The 3,372-nt window shown below is 75.1% G+C and carries 3 protein-coding genes; 2 read left to right on the top strand and 1 reads right to left on the bottom strand.

The window, feature by feature from the left end:
- The first annotated feature begins 294 nt into the window (after positions 1-294).
- Positions 295-1,668 (top strand): threonine/serine exporter ThrE family protein, encoded by a 1,374-nt coding sequence (locus DQW06_RS05005; RefSeq protein ID WP_041553093.1) that lies wholly within the window; start codon positions 295-297, stop codon positions 1,666-1,668.
- Positions 1,669-1,853: 185 nt separating this feature from the next.
- Positions 1,854-2,042: a DUF5999 family protein gene (locus DQW06_RS05000; RefSeq protein WP_013152513.1), complete on the top strand. Its 189-nt coding sequence runs from the start codon at positions 1,854-1,856 to the stop codon at positions 2,040-2,042.
- Between the two features lie 127 nt (positions 2,043-2,169).
- Here the strand turns inward: DQW06_RS05000 and DQW06_RS04995 are convergent.
- Positions 2,170-3,372, bottom strand: a 1,203-nt coding sequence (locus tag DQW06_RS04995) for a tetratricopeptide repeat protein (protein WP_157983344.1), incomplete at its 5' end; no start/stop codon positions are given.

The following is a 3,372-nucleotide window of genomic DNA, read 5'->3' as shown; positions in this document are numbered from 1 at the left end:
CACAGGCTCCGGCCCGGCCCCGGACCCCCCGAACACGGGCCCCGGGCGCGGCGCCGGGGACCCCGGCGCGTCGCTGTGGACGGGCCCCCGGCCTTGACAGGATGATCCGGTGATCGAACTCACCGGCCACGAGCCCCGTTCCGGGCGAACCCCACCCTCCGGTACCGCGTCCCCTCATGGGTTGTCCACAGCACGCCGGTCACCACGGGTACAGGCGGGGAGGAGACGGAGACAGGAATGCCAAGCAAGCGGGAGCGACCCGTGCCCCCGAGCGAGGACCGCCTGCTCAGCAGGATGCGGGACTGGCGCGAGGCGCACGAGCGGGAGCTGACCCCGGACGGCTTCGACGAGACCGAGGACGTCAACCTCCCCGACGCCCGCGCCATCGACCTGGTGCTGCGGGTGGGCGAGCTGATGCTCGCCAGCGGAGAGGGCACGGAGGCCGTCAGCGAGGCGATGCTCAGCCTCTCGGTCGCCTTCGACCTGCCCCGCTCGGAGGTCTCGGTCACCTTCACCACCATCACCCTGTCCACCCACCCCGGGGGCGAACACCCCCCGATCACCGGCGAACGGGTGGTGCGCCGCCGCACCCTGGACTACTTCCGCGTCAACGAACTGCACACCCTGGTGCAGCAGTGCGCGCTCGGCCTGCTGGAACTGGAGGACGCCGCCGCCCGCCTGACCCAGATCAGGCGCGCCCGCATGCCCTACCCCAACTGGCTCATCGCGGTCGGGTTCGGCCTCATCGCCTCCAGCGCGAGCCTCATGGTGGGCGGCGGCCTGATCGTGGCGACCGCGGCCTTCCTGGCCACCGTCATGGGCGACCGCACGTCGGTGTTCCTGGCCAAGCGGGGCGTCGCGGAGTTCTACCAGATGGCGGGCGCCGCGGTGGTGGCCGCCACGATCGGCGTGGCGCTGCTGTGGGCCAGCACCACGCTGGACCTCGGCCTCCAGGCCGGGGCGATCATCACCGGCAACATCATGGCCCTGCTGCCCGGACGCCCGCTGGTCTCCAGCCTCCAGGACGGCATCAGCGGCACCTACGTGTCGGCGGCGGCGCGCCTGCTGGAGACCTTCTTCATCCTGGGCGCGATCGTGTCCGGCGTGGGCGCGGTCGCCTACACCGCCCAGCGCCTGGGCGTGAACATCAACCTGGAGGACCTCCCCTCCGCGGGAACCTCGATGGAGGTCCCCGTGCTGATCGGCGCGGCGGGGATCGCGGTGGCCTTCGCGATCTCGCTCGCCGTACCGCCCCGGATGCTGCCGATGATCGGCGTGCTCGGCGTGATGATCTGGGTGATCTACGCGAGCATGCGCGACCTGCTGCACGTGCCCGCGGTGGTGGGCACGGTCGCGGGCGCGGTCGCGGTGGGCGTGGTGGGCCACTGGCTGGCGCGGCGCACGCGCAGACCGGTGCTGCCCTACCTGGTCCCGTCGATCGCCCCGCTGCTGCCCGGCAGCATCCTGTACCGGGGCCTGATCGAGATCACGCAGGGCGACCCCTCCGCCGGGCTGCTCAGCCTCGCGGAGGCGGTCACGGTGGGCCTGGCGCTGGGCGCGGGGGTCAACCTCGGCGGCGAGCTGGTCAGGGCCTTCCAGCACGGCGGACTGGCCGGCGCGGGGATGCGCAGCCGCCCTGCGGCGCGCCGGACACGCGGCGGGTACTGAGTTCCTCGTGTCCGAGGACGGACGGGGCAGAACCATTGCTGGCCTGGGGGTGTCTCACCTCCCGAGAGCGGACGACAGCGGCGGGGCGAACACATCCGTGTTAAACCGCGACAAGCATGTGATGTGAACCACTACTCTTGGCGTCAGCTCAACGACGAGCACCTCTGGACCGAAAGGCCTGTCCCATGTGCAGCCACGAACCTGCCTGCCCGTCCTTCGAGGACACCGACCGCGAGGCGGCCCGGGTCGTCTCCAGCCACCCCGAGCAGGGCTGGAGCCTGCTCTGCAACGGTGTCGTCCTCTTCGACGACACCGGTGAGCTGCTTCCCGACGGGGCGGTCGTCGCCCCGCACCGGCCCCGCGTCGCCGCCTGACGCCCGGCCGCACCCGCACACCGCGGCCGCGAGGCCGACGTACCCCGCCCGGCAAGCACCCCCGGGCGGTGAGGTGTCCCCCGACGGCCCCCGGTGACCGCACGAGCGCCGGGGCCCGTCCCCGGCCTCACTCCCGGACCGCGTCGGGCCACCCCTCCGGCAGCACGTCCTGGCCGCCCATCGCCTCGCTCAGGCGACGCCGGAAGTCGGCGTGCACTCCGGGCCCCCACACCAGTCCGCTCGGCGTGCGCAGCGCCTGTTCCATGACGGCCCGCAGCGCCGCCGGGCGCGCCTCCCCCTCGGCCACCGGCAGCGCCAGCAGGGCGTGCATCTGGGTGACCACGGCGAACAGTTCCCCCGCCAGCGCGGGCGCGCTCGCGGTCGCCGCGGCCTCCTCCAGGTAGGGGTCCCACCACGCCTCCCCGGCCCCGCCGTCCTCCTCGGGCCCGGCGAAGCCCCTGCGCAGCCTCTGGCGCACCTGCCCCGCGGTGTCCGGGTCCCGGTCCCCCAGGCCCAGCCGCCAGACCCGCTCGGCCGCGCCGGGGTCCCCGCGCAGCGCCAGCAGCCCCGCCAGGAGCTCCACGGCGGCGGCGAAGGTGCCAGGCGCGGCCCCCGGCTCCTCGGCGTCCTCAAAGGCCGCGTCCGGGTCCACGATGGCGCCGACGTCGGCGATGGCGTGCTCCAGGTGGGTGGCGGCGCGCAGCAGGCGCAGGCCCGGGTCGTCGGCGACCGACAGGCCGCGTTCGACCGCGGCCGCGGCGGCGCCCGGCAGCCCCCGCCCCAGCAGGCGTTCGGCCAGGTCGCGGGAGGCGTCCACGACGGTGGCCGCGTGCAGGCGGCCGAGCGAACCGGGGTCGGACGGCAGGGCCAGCGCCGCCTCCCAGTGCTCCTCGGCCCCGCCGGTGTCGCCGCGCCCCTCGGCGGAGCGGGCCAGCCCGTAGTGCGCCACGGCCGTGTAGTCGGCCCCGCCCAGGTCGAGCAGGCGGCGCCAGACGCGGTCGGCCTCGGCGTGGTCGCCGTCCTGTTCGAGGGAGAGCGCCAGGTGATAGGCGGCGCGCGGGGCGTAGCGCGGGTCGCCGGTGGCCAGGGCGCGGCGGGCGGCCTCACGGGCGGCGGCCAGGTCTCCCCGCTGGTCCTCGACCACGGCCAGGCCGAGCAGGGCGCGGGCCTGCACCCGCGGGTGGGGGTTGGCGGCCACCGCCTGCTGGTAGAGCCTGGCCGCGCGTTTGAGGTGGCCGCTCCCGGCGAGGTCCTGGGCCTGGTCGCACAGTTCGGCGGCGCCCTGCCCGGTCGGCGCCTGCGCCTCGTCCGTGTCCCGGGGATCGGTGGC

It is taken from the genome of Nocardiopsis sp. TNDT3, from assembly GCF_003427465.1.
Classification (GTDB): domain Bacteria; phylum Actinomycetota; class Actinomycetes; order Streptosporangiales; family Streptosporangiaceae; genus Nocardiopsis; species Nocardiopsis dassonvillei.
This window is presented reverse-complemented; position numbering and strand designations above follow the sequence as displayed.

Coding starts and splice junctions, on each gene's coding strand:
- DQW06_RS05005 (WP_041553093.1), top strand. CDS start 295: ATGCGGGACTGGCGCGAGGCGCACGAGCGGGAGCTGACCCCGGACGGC.
- DQW06_RS05000 (WP_013152513.1), top strand. CDS start 1,854: ATGTGCAGCCACGAACCTGCCTGCCCGTCCTTCGAGGACACCGACCGC.